Below are 14,561 nucleotides of genomic sequence, written 5' to 3' on the forward strand. Positions count from 1 at the left end.
ATTTAAGTTATCCTTTAGGCGCAATCCCTCTTGCCTTTAAAGCCTCCCTAGCCAGGTTCTTTAACCAGTTAGCGAGGCTTATTCCTTCTTCGGCAGCAACTGCATCTAGCTGTTCCTTTAATGCCGGATCAATGCGCATCTTAAACTGAGGTGACTTGCCTCCACCTTTTGGTTTTTTTTCACGCGATATGATTGACATGAGGCCACCTATTGGATAGTTTTTGTTCTTATAGAAGGCCACACTAACATAAGGCCTTTTATCAGAGCAACGCCCCGGCAGTGCTGCAACACATACCGGAGCGTTTAACCACAACGTTCAATGTTAAGGACATAACGCCATGGCTAACCACGATAGTACCACAACCGCTAATCCCCAAATCCTGGGCTTTCAACCAGTTACTCACTCTGAAATCTCAGCCCTCTTAAAAACTCCGCTCGGTACCTCTCACGATCTCTTTCAGGTGCTGGATATTTGCGAGCGATACGCTGAAGTCCTGATTGAGAATAAAGACATCGTCGAGCGCATGGCGCTGTGTGGCCGCCTGTATGCCGGGCTGGAAGTGTTGAAAGTCGTGCTGGATAAACCACTGCCGGAACATCTGATTGAAGCTCTCACCGCGGAAAAGAGCGAGATTAAGGACGATGACTGGCCCCTGACGGCTGAGTCAGACCTGCTGCGGGAATATTGCAGCGCCCTGACGCTCGTGCTGCTGAACCAGCAGGAGTCCGCCGGGCAAGAGAGCACGATCACCGGCCTGCTATTCGAGCTGATTAACGTCCTGAACGACAGCCTGCGAGCGCCCCGCTTTGTCCGAACCCCTTCGGGGTTAGCGATGATAGATAATAGCTCAGTAGACTCAGTTCATTAAACGTTAATGTGAAGCAGGTACGCGAAGGCGTACCTGCCTGTTATTTGCGATGCGTTACGCAATGGGCAAACCGCTTTCAGATTTTACGATCGCTACCATGCATACTTAACCTCCTCACAGAGCACGAATTACTGTTGTGAAAACGGTTATCCGCCAACTTCGGCTGCAATTTAGTTTTTATGAATTAAGAACAAAACACCGGCCTGATCTTGAGGGCAAGTCAAAAAAATGACTAATTTTTGAGTAGTCACTATAATGAGCGAATCGAACGATTCATACGATATGGTGAACAAATGCATACGCTCACGGCGAACGAAGCGAAAACACAATTTGGAGATATGTTACTGAAAGTTCAAAGAGAACCTGTCCAGATAAGCCGGAACGGTAAACTGGTGGCGGTTGTCGTTTCCGTTGAGGATTATCAACAGTTGGAAGCGATGAAATTCCAACTTTTGCAGGCTAAAATCCAACGTGCACGCAATCAAAGCGATAAAGGCCAGACCGTCGATGGCGACGAATTTTTCGATGCTCTTATGGAGCAATACAAGGAATAGCGGGTGGCATACAGGCTAACGGAAGAAGCGCGGCGCGACATTGTTGAAATTCGTGATTACACGGTAGCTAATTGGGGGATACCTCAATCCAAAAGTTATCTTCTTGGCCTGCGTCAACTGTTCAGCAGGTTGGCTGAATCGCCAGAAATAGGCCAATGCCGCGCCGCAGAACTTGGCTCAAATATCAGTAGCTTTCCCTATTCAAGTCACATGGTTTATTACCTCAAAAAACCTGATGCAGTAGAAATATTGGCAGTGCTTCATCAAAGCCGGGTTCCTTCCCGGCATTTATCCAATAGATTGCTCTAGACGCTTTCATCCCCTTTTCTAGAAGAGTCTTTCTACTGACCGACCAGGCAAAACCATGCCTCGGGGCATTTTTGGATGCAGGAACAAATTAAAGCGCTGGACCAAATTACATCGGCGGCGTCAGTCCGTTGACCCCGGCGGAAATCCCGCGCGCGACGGCCTGCCCTTTGTCGTCTTTGGTGGCGAACAGCACCACTTTCGCGCCCGGCTTCAGCACGGATTTGTCGGCGGGGCTAATCAGTACCACCGGCACGTCGTCCGGCACCTGCACGGTTTTCTGCTGGCCGTGGAATTTCACCGTCATCGTGCGCCCGTGGCTGTTCACGAGGGTACCGACCGTGCCGTTGGTCATGGTGTTCACTTGGCCGTTGGCGGATTCAAACGGATTAAACCCTTCCCCGGAACCGCGCAGGCTCGGGGCAAAAACGTGTACTTCCAGCGCCTTCAACGTGCCATCCGCCTGCGGCACGGCGGCGGTGCCGATAAAGCTGTCGGGCTTGATGTCGCTCATCTTCGCTTCACTCACGCCGTTGATGCGGGTTTTGTCCGTCAGGCCAACGGAGAGCTTTTCCCCCTGCCGGGTGGTGATTTGCAGCGAAGAATCATTGACCGCGTCAATGGTGCCGCGCACCGGGGTAATGACATTGTCCGCTGCCGCTGCACCTACGCTCAGCAGCAGGAGGCTTAGGGCCGGGATAAACAAACGAGGCTTGATCATGCTTTCTCCAGGGTTCAGGTCAGGTTAAGAACTGCTCTGGATCAAGATTAACCGCCAAATGAATCCCGGGGGTGAAAGAGTGTGTTCAAACGTTTCCTGAACTACCCGAAACGTGCTCTTTTGCGAAGCGAATAAGGCGCTTAATCAGCGGCGTGCGCTCCCGCTTGCGGTACAGCATCCAGATCGCCGAAGGGATTTCTGCCCCGGCGATAGGGCGATAGACCACCTCAGGCACGCCGATGGTTTTCGCCATGATCTCCGGGATAACCGCGATGCCGTTGCCCAGCGCGATATGCGCCAGCACTTCGGTCAGCGTGCTAGAGCGGATGGCATCGTTGAGCACAAATCCGCCTCGGCGGGCGACTTCATGTGAGCCAGCAGTCTGCTCCGGCAGAATAAAACTTTCCCCGGCCAGATCGGCAGGATCGATAGCTTCCTTGCCGGCAGCAAGGCGGTGGGAAGCAGGGAGCGCCAGGCAAAAACAGTCACTCTGCACCAACAGGTGCCCGACTTCCGACGGCAGCGCAACCGGGGCGCGCACAAACCCAACGTCAATTTTGCCCTCCACCAGCGCCGCCGCCATGCTGTCCATCAGCACTTCTCGTGCGCCAAGCGAGATATCCGGATATCTCCCCCGAAACGCCCCCATTACCGAGCTGAGCGTTCCCGACCAAAGCGAAGACGCCACGTAACCGACGCGAATATAGCCCTGTTCACCGCGGGCGGCGCTGAGTACCCGCTCACGCGTCAGTTCAGCCTGGCGCAGCGTGGCTTCAGCTTCTTCGCGGAAAATTTCTCCGGCCTGGGTCAGCTGCACGCGCCTTTTGGTGCGTAAAAACAGCGAGGTGCCGAACTCCCGTTCAAGCTGACTGATTTGCACCGAGAGCGTCGGCGAGGAGATATTCAGCGTTTCCGCCGCCGCGCCAAAATGGAGCGTTCGGGCAACTTCGAGGAAATAACGCAGGTGACGAAGCTCCATTTTTACTCCTGATTATTAGATTTTAACTAATAATAATGCCGAACGTGGAAATTGAATACCGCGCCCCGGATCGCGAAGCTTAAGGCGTGTTTTTCCCGCGTTTTCGGAGCTTTTATGTCTACTGTGCTGGCCGCGCCCGTGGCCAAAAACGACACCACCGTGCTGCTGGTTGCTTCCATGGGCTGCGCGATGACGGTCATCGACACGAATATCGTCGGCGTCGTGCTGCCGACCATCGCCCGCGGGCTGGACGCCACGTTTGCCGATATGGAGTGGGTGATTGGCGCCTACGTGCTTTGTTTCTCTTCCCTTTTGCTGCCCGCCGGTTCGCTGGCGGACCGCTTCGGCAGACGGCGGATTTTTTTATTCGGCATCGCCCTGTTTGCCCTGGCGTCTTTAGCCTGCGGGGCGGCCACCACCATCCTGATGCTGAATATTGCCCGCGCACTGCAGGGCGTGGGCTCGGCGTTCTTGCTGGCTCCGGCGCTGGCGATCATCGGGCATACCTTCCGCGAACCGCAGGCACGAGGCCGTGCGTGGGCCATCTGGGGCGGCATGATGGGCATTACCATGGTGCTTGCGCCTTTGGCGGGCGGCATCATCAGCGCGTATTTCGGCTGGCGCTGGGCGTTCTACATCAACATTCCCATCTGCCTGCTGTTGGCGATGGCGGTGCTTCGCACCATCGAAGAGTCCAGTAATCCTGCCGCCGGTAAGCCGGATGTACATGGCATTTCGCTGTTTATCGCCGCCATGTTTTCGCTCACCTGGGCGCTGATCCTCGCCCCGGAGCACGGCTGGGGCAGCCCCGAAGTGATGGGCCGCTTTATCGCCTCAGCCTGGTTCTTTCTGTTCTTTGCGCTGGTCGAACGTTACAAAACCCAGCCAATGCTCGATCTCCGCTTGTTCCGCTCTCTGCCGTTTATTGGCGCGGTGCTGGCCATGTTCACCTATGCGGCCACGGCGCAGGTGATGACCTCGCTGCTGCCGCTGATGCTGCAAAACGTTGAGGGGAAAACCGCCCTGGCGTCCGGGGTCGGGATGCTACCGTTCGCGCTCGCCATGCTGTTCTTCCCGATGGTGGCCCGCTGGATGGCACACCGCATGGCCGCCCGCTGGATCTTAGCCGCAGGATTGGGGCTGGTTGGCGTCGGTAACCTGATTATCGCCAGCGGCGTGCTGGCGCAGTGGCCCTGGCTGGTTATCGCCGGGATGGCCGTACTGGGTAGCGGCGGCGGTATTCTGAACGGTGAAACGCAGAAGGCGATTATGGGCACCGTGCCTCACGAACGGGCGGGCATGGCTTCAGGGATCAGCACCACGGCGCGCTTCTCCGGCATTCTGCAAGGTTTTGCGCTGCTGGGGGCCATTCTGGCCGGGCATACGCGTCACGTGCTGACCTCAGCGATGCAGGCAAACAACCTGCCGGTACACGACGATTTTATTACTCAGGTTGTGGCCGGAGATGTACAGAAGGCACTTGCCCTGTGGCCGGAGCAACAGGCTCAGACGCTAAGCAGGCTGATCCGTCACAGTTATGCCAGCGGCTTCTCGCTGATGCTGGTTTGCGCCGCGCTGTTCGCTTTCTTCATTGCGCTGGTTGTCGTTTTCACCGTGCGGGATCGCGCCGGGAGTCAGCCCAATGAACGCTAAAGATATTGATTTTCAGTTTGCTATTTTCAGCGATGTTCATGCCAACTTACCGGCACTTGACGCCGTTTTGCAGGACATTGACCGCCACCACATCAACCAAATTTGGTGCCTGGGTGATCTGGTAGATTTTGCGCCGTGGCCGAATGAAGTAATAAACCTGATTCGCAGCCGCAGCATTCCGGTGGTGATGGGCAACCACGACCGCCGCGTGGCAATGGACGAGCCGGTCACGCCGCTGGCTAAGCACTCCGCCCAGGAACAACAAGCCCGTGAACAGGCCATTGCCTTGAGCAAACGAACGCTGACGGAAGACAACTGCCGCTGGCTCAGCGCCCTGCCGCGGTCGAGAACGTTTCACGCCGGGCCGCTCAGAATTCTGTTGGTTCACGCCAGCCCGGATTCGCTCTCGGAGTATGTGCATCGCCAGTTTTCCTGCAGCCAACTGATGAAGTGGCAAACCACGCATCAGTTCGATGTGATGATTTCCGGGCATACGCACTACGCGGATATTCGCGAATTAGTGCGCAGCGATGGCCGCAGGCTAATCGTCGCCAATACCGGTGCCGTCGGGCGAATCAAACCCGGCGAACCGCAGGCCACCTGGCTAATGGGCAGTTACCGTCACGGGAAGCTAAAACTGGCGGTTCAAACGGTAAATTATGACGTCGCCGCCGTGGCCCAGGCGATTAAAGACAGCCCGGTGCCTGACTTTTACGCGGAGGAGCTGTATCAACACGGCATGGCCTGCTCACGGGCGCTGTCGGCATTCTGAGCGGCTGACTATTTCGTGATAAGCTGCGCAATATTGGCGGCAGATAACGCACATCACCAGGTTGATGCGCGATACTGCCTCACTTTCATTGCTTGCCGCTTCAGGAAGAAAAATGGCCTCTAAATATGCACTCGTTCTGCTGGCTCCGCTGCTGCTGGCGGCCTGTTCGTCATCGAACAATTCAGGAATAGATCGCCAGGACAGGCAGCGGCTGGACGACAGCTTTATGCGCTCGCCGTGGCCCGATCCCTACTACAACAGCCGCTACCTGACGCCGGAACAGCGCCAGGACATCCGGGACCGCATCCGCGCCGACCAGCTGGAAGCCAGAGGCCGCCGGGATAACAGTACCGACAGCGGCGACGGTTTCGGCCAGCCGGTGCATTTCTAAACGGTTGGCACCGTTCCGCCATCAATGATGTACTCCGTGCCGGTGATCGCGGCGGCACGGTCTGAGACCAGGAAAGCGATCAAATTAGCCACTTCTTCTGGTTTTGCCGGGCGGCCCAACGGGATCCCGCCCAGCGAATCCATAATGATCTGCTTCCCACCCTCGTAATCCGTGCCCGCCTGCAGCGCCAGCCGTTCCGCCAGGCGGACAGAGGCCTCAGTTTCAATCCAGCCCGGCGCCACGCGCAGCACCCGTACGCCCTGCGGGGAAACCTCTTTCGACAGGCTTTTGCTATAGGCGGAAAGCGCCGCTTTGGCCGAGGCGTAGGCCGTGGTCGCTTCCGGCAGCGGTAAAATCCGCTGAATGGAAGAGACATGGATAATCACCCCCGAACCCTGCACCGTCATGCCCGGCAGCAGCGCCCTGTCCAGCCGCACCGCCGGAAAAAGATTAAGCGCCAGCTCGCGCTGCCACTGCGCTTCGTCCAGCACCGCGTAGCCTCCAGCCGGGGATGAGGATCCGCCGAGCATATGCACGATGATATCCACGCCACCGAGACGCGCCTGCACCGCTTTTACCAGTTGCTCGCAGCCCTCACGCGTGGCGAGATCCGCCGCGACAAACTCGTCGGCATGAACGTTTTCAGGCGCATGGCGAGCCACGGTCATCACCTGCGCGCCCAGCTCGCGGAACAGCGCTACGGTCGCCGCGCCTGCGCCCTTCGTGCCGGACGTCACCAGCGCTCTTTTGCCCTTCAGTGTCAAAAAGTCAGTCATGCTACGTTCTCCAGAAAGTCGATTTACCTGCCGTATCACTACTCTAAGAACGCGGTATAATTTAAACAATTGGGACAAACCGGGATGAAATAATGAAGGAATCGGGACAATGTCGCGCATAGCCCTGGCCGATATCGAAGCCGTGCAGGCCATCGCCCGCCGGGGATCTTTCCGCGCGGCGGCTATCGACCTCGGCGTTTCAACCACGGCGCTCAGCCATACGCTGGCAAAGTTTGAGGCTGAACTTGGCGTGCGCCTGTTCAACCGCACCACCCGCAGCGTGTCGCTGACGGAGGCCGGGAGGCTGTTTATCGAGAGAGTTAGCCCGTCTCTACAGGGGCTGAACGATGCCCTTGAAAGTGTGCGGGCGCACCGCGATACGCCGTCCGGCGTGCTGCGCATCAACGCGCCGCCTTTTGCCGCTCGCCAGGTACTTTCGTCGCTGGTGTTTGAGTTTTTACGTCGCTATCCGGAAATGCAGGTCGATATTGTGACCGAAGGAAAGCTGGTCGATATCGTGGCGGAAGGGTTCGATCTTGGCGTGCGCGTGGCCGGGCTGGTGCCCGCCGATATGATTGCACTTTCGCTTGGGCAACCCCAACGCTTTGCCGTGGCCGCGTCTCCAGCTTACCTGGCAGAGCACGGCACGCCGCTAACCCCGGGCGACTTGCTGAATCACGCCTGTATTCGCGTCCGGCTGCCGGACGGCTCGCTCTACCGCTGGCATCTGGAAAAGCAGGGTGAAGTCGCGCAAGTCGACGTGCGGGGGCCGCTGACGCTGGACGAAGCCTCGCTGGCGCGGGAGGCGGTGCTGGAAGGTGTCGGGATTGGCTTTTTCATGGAGCAAAACGTCGTCGACGAAATCCGCTCCGGCAAGCTGGTACGCCTGCTGGAAGCGTGGACGCCGCCCTTCCCAGGGCTTTGCCTTTACTATTCCGGCAGGCGGCATCCTTCTGCCGGGCTTGCCGCTTTCCTGGCGCTGGCGCGGGAAAAGTCAGGGAGGTCACTGACCTCCCCATAACGCTTAGAAGCTGTAGTTTGCCGTCAGCGAGAAGCTGCGCGGGGCGCCATAAACCACATAGTCGGACAGCCAGGATTCATATTCCCTGTCGAACAGGTTGTTGATGTTGCCCTGTACGGCAAAGTTTTTCGTCACCTGGTAGCGGGTGAAGAGATCCACCAGCGCGTAGCTGCCCTGCTTGATGCGGGTGTTGCCGTTCGGGCCGTAGGCATCCTGCCAGGTTTTACCCTGCCAGTTCACGCCACCGCCCACGGTGACCTCCGGCAGCATCGGCAGCTGGTAGCGGGTAAACAGCTTCATGGTGGTGCGCGGCTGGTCCGGGTTCACAGCGTCGCCGTTATTGTCGTCCGCCACATAGCGTGAAGCCCCGAAGGTAAGCTGCCAGTTATCGGTCAGCGCGCCGTTAAGCTCAAACTCCACGCCGCGGCTTACGGTGCCGTCCACAGACTTATACGCCGTTTCGCCAGGGTTGCCGTTAACCGGCGTGCCGAGCGACTGGGCCACTTTATCCTGTTCGATGCGGAATACCGCCAACGAGGTGGTCAGGCGCGTGTTAAACCAGTCTGCTTTCACGCCCGCTTCGTAGCTCTTCCCGGTGGTTGGGTCGAGGTAATCGCCGTTAACGTCGCGCTTATCGGTCGGCTGGAAGATGGAGGTGTAGCTGGTGTACGCCGACCAGGTGTCGTTGATGTCGTAAACCAGACCCGCGTACGGCGTCACGTCATGTTTTTTGCTGCTCAGGCTGGTTTGCGGCGCGGTGGACGGATTGTAGTCCGCATCCCATTCGGTATAGCGGGCGCCCACAATCAGGTGCAGTGGGTCAGCCAGCGAGAAACGCGCTGCCGTGTAGGCAGACTGTTGGCGCACCACATCTTTGCTGTAGAGCGAGAAGGCTGACCAGCTCGGGTCTGCGACGTTGCTGTAGAAGCTGTCCATCGCGATGCCGCCGTAAGGCAAGCCGGTGTTCGGCATGGCGTTATCGTAGTGGTTACGCTGGCGGCTGTAGCTGCCGCCGAACATCAGCTCGTGCTGGCGGCCAAACAGGTCAAAGCCGCCGCGCACAAACGCATCCACCGAATCCTGTTTACGCTCGCCCCGGTTCCAGCCGCCATAGGCGCTGGTGCCCGCCCCGGTGACTTTATCCGGGAAGCCGGTGACGTACATCAGCTTAGAGTCGAAGTTGGTTTCGGCGTGCAGCGTGTTGATTCGCGCTTCCCAGCCGTTATCAAAGCGCTGGACCAGGTTGGCGAACACTTTGGTGGCGTCTTTGTTGGAGTAAGCCCAGTCCGGCGCGGTGGTGGCGCTGCGGCTAAAGTGCGTGCGGCTGCCGTCGGCATACCAGGTGGGCAGGCCGCCCCAGGTCGGGCTGTCGTCATTGCTTTCCTGGTAGTCGTAGCCGACGGAAAGCGTGGTGGAGTCGGTCAAATCGGCGTCCACTACGCCGTAGATGAATTTCTTGCGGTAATGGCTTTTATCCAGCCAGGTGTCGTTGTCCTGGTAGCCGGTAACCACGCGGCCCCGCACGTTGCCGGACTCGCTCAGCGGCGCGGAGAGATCGGCCACATAGCGCTGCTTGTCCCAGCTACCGTAGCTGGCGGACACGTTACCTTTAAATTCGCGGCTGTCGGCGTGCTTGCGCACCATGTTGATGTATGCCGAAGGGTTACCGCTGCCGCTCATCAGCCCCGCCGCGCCGCGCACCACTTCGATGTTTTCAAATACGGCGGTATCCGAGCCGGTGTCGCCGAAGTCCCAAACGTCGCTGACCTGTGTGGGCATGTCGTCGTAGGCATAGTTGCTGATGAAGAAGCCGCGCGCAAAGTAGGTGGCACGGCTGCTGTCCACCAGCTTGGTGCTGATACCGGTGGTGTTATCCAGCACGTCGCCGATGGTTTGCAGGTTCTGATCCTGGATGCGCTGCTGACTGATGACGCTAACGGATTGCGGAATATCGCGCGGAACCAGCAGCAGCTTGGTGCCGGTGGTGGTGGTTTTGACGCTGTAATCCTGTTCCTGACCTGCCAGCGGGTTATCCGCCTGAGTATTTACCGTGATGGTGTCTTCTGCCTGCGCAGAAGGCAGCAGCGCGAGCGCAATGGCCGCCGCCAGGAGTGATGGGCCGCCTGCCCGAAACGTGAACCGATCCCTGGAGAAGTTAACCAATGCCATGTTAAACCCTCATTTTTGCAGTGCTGCGGCGTTTTCCGTGGCCGGCACTTTTTTTTGATTTTTATAAAGACGCGCACCATTAAATGCGGATGAGAAATATACGCATTTGTATTTAACCTGTAAACAAATGTAATTCCCTGAGGGTTAACGAAGATTGCACCGTTGCAGGGCAAAAACGGGTATTTGGTGGCAATAAAAATTGCCGCTTTCGCTTTACAAACCAACACGTAAATCTGTTGTTAAAACAGCCTCATCATCTGGCTTATTGCTTCCGTTGTGATAGATTCCTCTCGCTTTCAAAACATACACAGCAAAATACGCTGCGAAGCCTCTCTCTTTTTTCAGGTAAACGATCGGACGCCATGAGAAAGTTAGCCAATATCCACCTGCTGATGATGTTGATTCTGCTGGTTGCTGTCGGGCAGATGACACAGACGATTTATATTCCTTCTATTCCCGATATGGCTCATGAAATGGGCGTGCGCAGCGGCGCAATTCAGCGCGTGATGGCGGCCTATTTGTTTACCTACGGCGTGTCTCAGCTGTTTTATGGCCCGCTTTCCGATCGCATTGGCCGCCGCCCGGTGATACTCGCCGGCATGGTGATTTTCATGCTGGCGACACTCGGAGCGCTGTTTACCACTAATTTGCATATTCTGGTGCTGGCGAGCGCTCTGCAGGGCATGGGCACCGGGGTCGCAGGCGTGATGGCGAGAACCATGCCGCGCGATCTCTACGAAGGCGGTGATTTACGCCAGGCCAACAGCCTGCTGAACATGGGTATTCTGGTGAGCCCGTTGCTGGCGCCGGTTATTGGCGGGATGCTGGACAGCGTCTGGGGCTGGCGGGCCTGCTACGGCTTCTTGCTGCTGCTGTGTGCCATTGTGGCATTTTCTATGTGGCGCTGGCTGCCTGAAACCCGCCCGGTCGACGCCACGCCGCCGCGTCTGATGCGCAGCTACAAAATGCTGCTCGGTAATATCTCCTTTAACTGCTATCTGCTGATGCTGGTCGGTGGCCTGGCGGGCGTGGCGGTGTTTGAGGCCTGCTCCGGCGTGCTGATGGGCGGCGTACTCGGCCTGAACGGCGTGGTGGTCAGCATTCTGTTTATTCTGCCTATTCCGGCGGCGTTTTTTGGCTCCTGGTATGCGGGTCGCCAGAACGTGCGTTTCTCCAGCCTGATGTGGCAGGCGGTATTAAGCTGCCTGTTCGCCGGTATTCTGATGTGGATCCCCGGCTGGTTTGGCATCATGAATATCTGGACGCTGCTGGTGCCTGCGGCGCTGTTCTTCTTCGGCGCGGGCATGCTGTTCCCGCTGGCGACCAGCGGCGCGATGGAGCCGTTCCCGTTCCTCGCCGGCACCGCAGGGGCGCTGGTTGGCGGCCTGCAAAACATCGGCTCCGGCGTGATGGCATGGTTCTCCGCGCTGATGCCGCAAACCGGGCAGTACAGCATCGGGATGTTGATGACGGCGATGGGCGTGCTGATCCTGTGCTGCTGGCTGCCGCTGGCGCAGCGTTTTCAGCATCATGGTGAGACAGTTTAGTTTACGGCCCCTCTCCCCTGCCCTCTCCCCGGAGGGGCGAGGGAGAAAAACCGGCATCTGATTAGCTCCTCACTTTACCCAGCACGCTGTTCCATCCCCTCTCCCTTCCAGGGAGAGGGTTAGGGTGAGGGTCATCTTCCCCGTCATATTTTTGTCATTTAGTTACCTTACTCTCACTTCTGGTTTAATTATTTGATCAATCTACGCGCGTAGATACACTGCGAGAAATGATTAAAAATGGCATCTTCGCCAACAGATAACGTTCGATCTCTGTGAGAACTCTAATGACGACAAGCACTTTCCCCCCTCCTCCGGCCGATGCACAGCACGCGGCAGAAGAGCGCCTGGCCACGCCGGAAGGTAAACGTGATTTTATTCGCGCCACCTTCTCCTGCTGGCTCGGCACCACAATGGAATACGCGGACTTCGCGCTTTATGGCCTGGCGGCCGGGATCATCTTTGGCGATGTGTTCTTCCCGGATGCCACGCCTGTCATGGCGCTACTCTCCAGCTTTGCCGCTTACTCCGTGGGCTTTGTTGCCCGGCCAATAGGCGCCCTGCTGTTTGGCTGGCTGGGCGACCGCTACGGCAGAAAAATGGTGATGGTCATTACCATTGCGCTGATGGGCTGCTCCACCACGCTTATTGGCCTGATCCCGAGCTACGCGCAAATTGGCGTCTGGGCGCCAACCTGCCTCGTTATTCTGCGTTTTGCCCAGGGGCTTGGCGCGGGTGCGGAGCTGTCCGGCGGCACCGTTATGCTGGGCGAATACGCCCCGGTGAAACGCCGCGGCCTGGTGTCGTCCATTATCGGGCTGGGCTCCAACAGCGGCACGCTGCTGGCTTCTCTGACCTGGTTGCTGGTGCTGCAGATGGATAAAGAGACGCTGCTTGCCTGGGGCTGGCGTATTCCGTTCCTGTGCAGCATGCTGATTGCCGCTGTTGCCCTGATTATTCGCCAGCATCTGCGTGAAACCCCGGTATTTGAGCGCCAAAAAGCGCTGCTGGAAGCCGAGCGTAAACAGGTGCGGGAAAAGGGGCTGGCCGAGCAGCAGAAAGACCCGCGTAACTTCTGGCAGCGGACCCGCGCCTTCTGGACCATGGTCGGGCTACGCATTGGTGAGAACGGCCCTTCTTATCTCGCCCAGGGTTTTATCATTGGCTACGTCGCCAAAGTGTTGGCGGTGGATAAATCCGTCCCCACACTGGCGGTGCTGATCGCCTCGGTGCTGGGCTTCGCCATTATTCCTTTTGCCGGCTGGCTCTCCGACCGCTTTGGCCGCCGGATCGTTTACCGCTGGTTCTGCCTGCTGCTGATTCTCTACGCTTTCCCGGCCTTTATGCTGCTGGATTCTCGCGAGCCGATGATCGTTATTCCAACCATTGTCGTCGGCATGGGGTTGGCTTCACTGGGGATTTTCGGCGTGCAGGCGGCCTGGGGCGTGGAGCTTTTTGGCGTGACAAATCGCTATACCAAGATGGCGTTTGCCAAAGAGCTGGGGTCGATGCTTTCCGGCGGAACTGCGCCACTGATTGCCGCCGCGCTGCTCTCCTGGACCGGGCACTGGTGGCCTATCGCGCTCTACTTTGCAGTGATGGCGGGCATCGGGCTGGTGACCACCTTCTTTGCACCGGAAACCCGGGGGCGCGACCTTAATCTGCCGGAAGACGCTATTTGATTTGTCACAGAGTTGACGGCGATTTTTACGGAGCAAAGCTTTATGCTGTGGCTCCGTTTATCGCCCGCCAGCCAAATAAAGCAGGTATTCAGTGACTAAGCCTCAAGTACACCGCGTTACCCGCGCTGAAGTCGCCAAAGAAGCAGGGACTTCCGTCGCGGTCGTCAGCTACGTGATTAACAACGGCCCGCGTCCGGTCGCGCAGGCGACGCGTGAGCGCGTGCTCGCCGCCATCAAGAAAACCGGCTACCGTCCGAACGGCATTGCCAGGGCTTTAGCTAGCGGCACCACGCGCACATATGGCTTAGTCGTGCCCAATATCGCCAACCCGTTTATCTCGTCCATGGCGCACGCGCTCCAGCAGGAGGCCTTTGCCGATGGCCGGGTCTTGCTGCTGGGGGATTCCGGCGATGACCGCGCCCGCGAGCTGGAGCTTATCAATAACCTGCTGCATCGCCAGGTGGACGGGCTGATTTATACCAGCGTCGACAGGCACCCTTACATCGATCTTATCCAGGCCAGCGGCACACCTTGCGTGATGCTGGACAGGGTTGAGCCGGAGCTGAACGTTTGCTCGATTCAGGTTAACGAACAGCACGCCGCGCGGCGCGCAACCCGCCATCTGATTGAGCACGGCTATCGCGATATCGCCATTATTTGCGGGCCGCAGGAGATGCTGAACACTCAGGATCGCATCAGCGGCTGGCGGCTGGCGCTGGAAGAAGCAGGCCTTACCGTGCGCCCTGAATGGATTTTTTCAACGGATTACACCCGCCAGGGCGGCTACGACGCCACACAGCAAATGCTGGCTGGCAAATTGCCCCGCGCGCTGTTTGCCACCAATGAACAGCAGGCCTTTGGCTGCCTGAGAGCGCTGTCTGAACACGGGCTTTCCGCGCCGAAAGACCTGGCCCTGGTGTGCTTCAACGGCACTCTGGAATCGGCCTTCAACGTGCCCTCTTTAACGACGGTTCGCCAGCCGGTCACTCAGATGGCGAAGAAGGCCATCGAGATGTTGAAAAAGTGGGACGGGCAGCCACATAAACACGAATTCGATTTTGAGCTGGAGATTGGCGAGTCCTGCGGCTGCCGCTCCCTCACCACAGCAGGAAGTTATAAGTAAC

The 14,561-nt window shown here is 57.9% G+C and carries 15 protein-coding genes; 10 read left to right on the plus strand and 5 right to left on the minus strand.

Translation table 11 applies throughout. The annotated features are described in order from the left end of the window. Nucleotides 1-7: 7 nt before the first annotated feature. Nucleotides 8-199 (minus strand): toxin-antitoxin system HicB family antitoxin, encoded by a 192-nt coding sequence (locus LH23_RS04410; protein ID WP_039296373.1) that lies wholly within the window; start codon nt 197-199, stop codon nt 8-10. A 139-nt stretch (nt 200-338) separates the two neighbouring features. On the opposite strand from LH23_RS04410, the gene LH23_RS04415 reads away from it, so the two are divergent. The 3 genes from LH23_RS04415 to LH23_RS23295 all read left to right on the plus strand — a co-directional run bounded on the left by LH23_RS04415 (nt 339) and on the right by LH23_RS23295 (nt 1,732). After that, entirely contained in the window at nt 339-869 is a 531-nt protein-coding gene (locus tag LH23_RS04415) for a hypothetical protein (protein WP_039288847.1), read from the plus strand. Nucleotides 870-1,162: 293 nt separating this feature from the next. Then, the gene (locus LH23_RS04420) at nt 1,163-1,423 is read left to right on the plus strand and encodes a type II toxin-antitoxin system Phd/YefM family antitoxin (RefSeq protein WP_039288849.1); all 261 of its coding nucleotides are present in this window, start codon (nt 1,163-1,165) and stop codon (nt 1,421-1,423) included. 3 nt (nt 1,424-1,426) lie between these two features. After that, nucleotides 1,427-1,732 (plus strand): type II toxin-antitoxin system RelE/ParE family toxin, encoded by a 306-nt coding sequence (locus LH23_RS23295; protein WP_071842694.1) that lies wholly within the window; start codon nt 1,427-1,429, stop codon nt 1,730-1,732. A gap of 106 nt (nt 1,733-1,838) precedes the next feature. Here LH23_RS23295 and LH23_RS04425 read toward each other — a convergent pair whose 3' ends face one another. Both LH23_RS04425 and LH23_RS04430 read right to left on the minus strand, forming a co-directional pair. Beyond that, nucleotides 1,839-2,450, minus strand: coding sequence for a hypothetical protein (locus LH23_RS04425; protein WP_039288852.1), 612 nt, complete (start codon nt 2,448-2,450; stop codon nt 1,839-1,841). Between the two features lie 85 nt (nt 2,451-2,535). After that, nucleotides 2,536-3,429: a LysR family transcriptional regulator gene (locus LH23_RS04430; protein ID WP_039288855.1), complete on the minus strand. Its 894-nt coding sequence runs from the start codon at nt 3,427-3,429 to the stop codon at nt 2,536-2,538. Between the two features lie 114 nt (nt 3,430-3,543). On the opposite strand from LH23_RS04430, the gene LH23_RS04435 reads away from it, so the two are divergent. The 3 genes from LH23_RS04435 to LH23_RS04445 all read left to right on the plus strand — a co-directional run bounded on the left by LH23_RS04435 (nt 3,544) and on the right by LH23_RS04445 (nt 6,245). Beyond that, nucleotides 3,544-5,082, plus strand: a complete 1,539-nt coding sequence (locus tag LH23_RS04435; protein ID WP_039288857.1) for an MFS transporter — start codon at nt 3,544-3,546, stop codon at nt 5,080-5,082. Next, entirely contained in the window at nt 5,072-5,854 is a 783-nt protein-coding gene (locus LH23_RS04440; protein WP_052050132.1) for a metallophosphoesterase family protein, read from the plus strand. Before LH23_RS04435 ends, LH23_RS04440 begins: the two co-directional genes overlap by 11 nt. Nucleotides 5,855-5,966: 112 nt before the next feature. After that, complete coding sequence (locus tag LH23_RS04445) at nt 5,967-6,245, plus strand: hypothetical protein (RefSeq protein WP_039288859.1); 279 nt, start codon at nt 5,967-5,969, stop codon at nt 6,243-6,245. Here the strand turns inward: LH23_RS04445 and LH23_RS04450 are convergent. Further along, entirely contained in the window at nt 6,242-7,021 is a 780-nt protein-coding gene (locus LH23_RS04450; protein WP_039288860.1) for an SDR family oxidoreductase, read from the minus strand. The two genes, LH23_RS04445 and LH23_RS04450, sit on opposite strands and share 4 nt — an antisense overlap. A gap of 109 nt (nt 7,022-7,130) precedes the next feature. On the opposite strand from LH23_RS04450, the gene LH23_RS04455 reads away from it, so the two are divergent. Further along, nucleotides 7,131-8,042 carry a LysR family transcriptional regulator gene (locus LH23_RS04455; protein WP_039288862.1) on the plus strand — a complete coding sequence of 304 codons (912 nt, stop codon included), beginning with the start codon at nt 7,131-7,133 and terminating at the stop codon, nt 8,040-8,042. Between the two features lie 3 nt (nt 8,043-8,045). Here the strand turns inward: LH23_RS04455 and fhuE are convergent, their stop codons facing one another. Next, the gene (gene fhuE / locus LH23_RS04460; protein WP_039288864.1) at nt 8,046-10,211 is read right to left on the minus strand and encodes a ferric-rhodotorulic acid/ferric-coprogen receptor FhuE; all 2,166 of its coding nucleotides are present in this window, start codon (nt 10,209-10,211) and stop codon (nt 8,046-8,048) included. A gap of 362 nt (nt 10,212-10,573) precedes the next feature. Here fhuE and emrD point away from each other — a divergent pair, with 362 nt between their 5' ends. From emrD to LH23_RS04475, 3 genes are all read left to right on the plus strand, one after another. Continuing rightward, nucleotides 10,574-11,758, plus strand: coding sequence for a multidrug efflux MFS transporter EmrD (gene emrD / locus LH23_RS04465; RefSeq protein WP_039288866.1), 1,185 nt, complete (start codon nt 10,574-10,576; stop codon nt 11,756-11,758). Between the two features lie 284 nt (nt 11,759-12,042). Further along, on the plus strand, nt 12,043-13,437 hold the full coding sequence (locus LH23_RS04470; protein ID WP_039288868.1) for an MFS transporter: 1,395 nt from the start codon (nt 12,043-12,045) through the stop codon (nt 13,435-13,437). Between the two features lie 91 nt (nt 13,438-13,528). Then, a complete protein-coding gene (locus tag LH23_RS04475; protein ID WP_039288870.1) occupies nt 13,529-14,560 on the plus strand; it encodes a LacI family DNA-binding transcriptional regulator in 1,032 nt (343 codons plus the stop codon). Nucleotide 14,561: the final 1 nt, after the last annotated feature.

The sequence above is a fragment of the Cedecea neteri genome (assembly GCF_000758305.1).
GTDB classification, from domain to species: domain Bacteria; phylum Pseudomonadota; class Gammaproteobacteria; order Enterobacterales; family Enterobacteriaceae; genus Cedecea; species Cedecea neteri_C.